This window comes from Pseudomonas sp. AGC41, assembly GCF_057334555.1.
This window is the reverse complement of record NZ_JBHFJB010000115.1, coordinates 70788-74166: the sequence shown is the minus strand read 5'-3', so window position 1 is coordinate 74166 and position 3379 is coordinate 70788. Positions and strand designations below refer to the sequence as shown.

At 61.8% G+C, this 3379-nt stretch carries 3 protein-coding genes; all 3 read left to right on the top strand.

The window, feature by feature from the left end; translation table 11 throughout:
• The first annotated feature begins 97 nt into the window (after window positions 1-97).
• From ACE04F_RS19500 to ACE04F_RS19490, 3 genes are read left to right on the top strand one after another with little or no spacing between them, the layout of a single operon-like run.
• On the top strand, window positions 98-331 hold the full coding sequence (locus ACE04F_RS19500; protein ID WP_486109225.1) for a PP0621 family protein: 234 nt from the start codon (window positions 98-100) through the stop codon (window positions 329-331).
• Window positions 321-1910: a two-component system sensor histidine kinase NtrB gene (locus tag ACE04F_RS19495; RefSeq protein WP_486109223.1), complete on the top strand. Its 1590-nt coding sequence runs from the start codon at window positions 321-323 to the stop codon at window positions 1908-1910. Before ACE04F_RS19500 ends, ACE04F_RS19495 begins: the two co-directional genes overlap by 11 nt.
• Window positions 1907-3253: a sigma-54-dependent transcriptional regulator gene (locus ACE04F_RS19490; RefSeq protein WP_486109221.1), complete on the top strand. Its 1347-nt coding sequence runs from the start codon at window positions 1907-1909 to the stop codon at window positions 3251-3253. Before ACE04F_RS19495 ends, ACE04F_RS19490 begins: the two co-directional genes overlap by 4 nt.
• The last annotated feature ends 126 nt before the right edge of the window (window positions 3254-3379 follow it).

Sequence of the window (3379 nt, the reverse complement as noted above, 5' to 3'; positions counted from 1 at the left end):
CCTTGGGTCTCCCTTTTTCATGCCCGCATTTATTGCGCTGTGCGCCGTTACTGTCCTTGGCTAAACTGCCTGATCTCTAGCCAAAAAGCCGCCCATCATGCTTCGTTTACTGTTCTGGATCGCCCTGATTGCCGCCGCGATATGGTTGTGGCGCAAGTTCAAGGCAAGCTCTGCCACATCGAACAACACGCGTGACCATGACGCCCGTCCCATGGTGAGTTGCGCCCAATGCGGGGTGCACCTGCCGCGTGACCGGGCATTGGCCCTCGACCAACAATGGTATTGCAGCCAGGCTCACCTCGAGCAAGGCCCGGGTACTCGTGATCGCTGAGGCCTCGCGTCCCCGCGTCAAACAGGCGCAGCGCCTGCTGCGCCTCTATCACCTGTACCGCCTGAGCATCGGCATCACCCTGGTATTGCTGATCACCAGCAACATGGACAACCGGCTGCTGGAGTTCGCCAACGACGACTTGCTGCGCAGCGGCAGCTGGTTGTACCTGGTGCTGAACATCCTGCTGGTGGTGTTTCTTGAAAACACGCGTCGCCCTGCACGGCTGTTCGGGCTGGCGCTGACCGATGTATTGCTGCTGTCGTGGCTGTTCTTCGTCGCGGGCGGCGCCCCCAGCGCCATCGGCAACCTGATCATTGTCTCGGTAGCCATCGGCAACACTTTGCTGAAAGGGCGTATCGGCCTGTTGATCGCCGCGGTCGCCACCCTGGGCATCGTCGGCTCGACGTTTGTCCTCGGCCTCAGCGACGCGAGCCGCTCCAGCAGCTATCTGCAGGCAGGCACCCTGGGCGCCTTGTGTTTCGCCGCCGCTTTGCTGGTGCAAGGCCTGACCCGACGCCTGGAAGCCAGCGAAACCCTGGCCGAGCAACGGGCCAGCGAAGTGCTCAGCCTCGAAGCCCTCAACGCGTTGATCCTGCAGCGCATGCGCACCGGCATCCTGGTGCTTGATCACCAGCACCGGGTGCGGCTGGCCAACGAAAGCGCCTTGAGCCTGCTGGGCATGCACGACCTGATAGGCCAGCGGATAGACGACTATTCCAGCGCCCTGGTCGAACGGCTGCAATCATGGCGGGACAACCCCAGCCTGCGTGCACAAAGCCTGACCATCAGCGGCACCGGCCTGACGCTGCAACCCAGCTTCATCGCCCTCGGGCCACAAGATCAGCAACAGACCCTGGTTTTCCTCGAAGACCTGGCTCAAGTGGCCCAGCATGCCCAGCAATTGAAACTGGCCTCCCTCGGGCGCCTCACCGCCGGTATTTCCCATGAAATCCGCAACCCTCTGGGCGCCATCAGTCATGCCGCGCAATTGCTACGTGAATCCGAGGAACTGAACGACGCCGACCGACGTCTGACGCAGATTATTCAAGACCACTCACTACGAATGAATCGCGTCATCGAAAACGTCCTGCAGCTGTCCCGCCGCCAGCAAACCGCGCCGCAACGCCTGGACTTACGCGCATGGCTGGAGCGATTCGTCCTGCAGACCCGAGAACACGCCGCCGAACACCAGCGATTGCACCTGAGCATCGACCCGGGCGACTACATCACGCTCATGGACCCCGACCAACTGGCCCAGGTGCTCGACAACTTGCTGCGCAACGCCTGGCGCCATAGCGCAATGGCCCATGAACAGGCCGAGGCCTGGTTCAAGCTGTTCGTCGACCCGCACAGTCAACTGGCCACGCTGGACATCATCGACAACGGCCCGGGCGTAACGCCGGAGCAGCAGGCGCATTTGTTCGAACCTTTCTTCACCACCAGCAGCCAGGGCACCGGCCTCGGGCTCTATCTGTCCCGTGAGCTGTGCGAAAGCAACCAGGCCCGCCTAGACTTCAAATCACGCCAAGGCGGCGGTTGCTTTCGCATCACCTTTGCTCACGGACGGAAACAGATTTGAATACACGCTCACGGCAACGAATCCTGATCGTCGATGACGAACCGGACATCCGCGAACTCCTGGAAATCACCCTGGGAAGGATGAAACTCGACACCCGCAGCGCCAAGAACCTCGCCGAGGCCCAAGCCCTGCTGGCAGGTGAAACCTTCGACCTGTGCCTGACCGACATGCGCCTGCCCGATGGCACCGGCCTGGAACTGGTGCAACACATCCAGCAACGCGTTCCTCAACTGCCGGTGGCGATGATCACCGCCTATGGCAGCCTGGAAGTTGCCATCGACGCGCTCAAGGCCGGCGCCTTCGACTTCCTGACCAAACCGGTCGACCTGGGGCGGCTGCGGGAGCTGATCGGCAGCGCCTTGCGCCTGTCGCCGGGAACCACGCCGGGGGCGACCGTCGAACGCTGCCTGTTGGGCGACTCACCGCCAATGCGCAGCGTACGCCGACAGATAGAAAAACTCGCCCGCAGCCAGGCGCCGGTCTACATCAGCGGCGAATCAGGCTGCGGCAAGGAACTGGTGGCGCGCCTGATCCATGAACAAGGCCCTCGCTGCGGCCAGGGGTTTGTGCCGGTCAATTGTGGGGCAATTCCAGCGGAGTTGATGGAAAGCGAGTTTTTTGGTCATCGAAAAGGCAGCTTCACCGGCGCCATCGAAGACAAGCCCGGCCTGTTCCAGGCGGCTCACGGCGGAACGCTATTCCTCGATGAAGTCGCCGACCTGCCGCTGGCGATGCAGGTCAAGCTGTTGCGAGCCATCCAGGAAAAGGCCGTGCGCGCAGTGGGCGGTCAACTGGAGGAAGTGGTGGATGTGCGAATTCTCTGCGCCACCCACAAGGACCTCGGTGCAGAAGTCGCTGCCGGTCGCTTCCGCCAGGACTTGTATTACCGACTGAATGTCATCGAACTGCGTGTCCCGCCCTTGCGCGAACGCCGGGAAGACATCGAGCTGCTCGCCAACCACATGCTCCAGCGCCTCGCCGCAAGCGCCGGCAGCCCAGTGGCGACGCTCCATTCGCAAGCCCTCAAAGCGCTGCAGAATTACCGCTTCCCGGGCAACGTGCGAGAACTGGAGAACATGCTCGAACGGGCCTACACCCTGTGCGAGCACCAGCAGATCGAGGCTGATGACTTGCGTCTCGCCGAACACAGCGCGGCTGGCGAGGCGGGCAATGCTGATCTGATGCAGGTCGACAATCTGGAAGATTATCTGGAGGACGTCGAACGTAAGGTCATCCTCCAGGCGCTGGAGGAAACCCGCTGGAACCGCACCGCAGCGGCGCAGAGATTGAAGTTGTCGTTTCGGTCGATGCGGTATCGGTTGAAGAAGTTGGGGTTGGATTGAAGTCAGCGCTTATTCCGTGGCGAGGGAGCTTGCTCCCGCTCGGCTGCGCAGCAGTCGTAAAAACACCCTGTTGTTTCCCAGATGCACCTTGCTGAATGATTTTGGGTCTGCTGCGCAGCCCAGCGG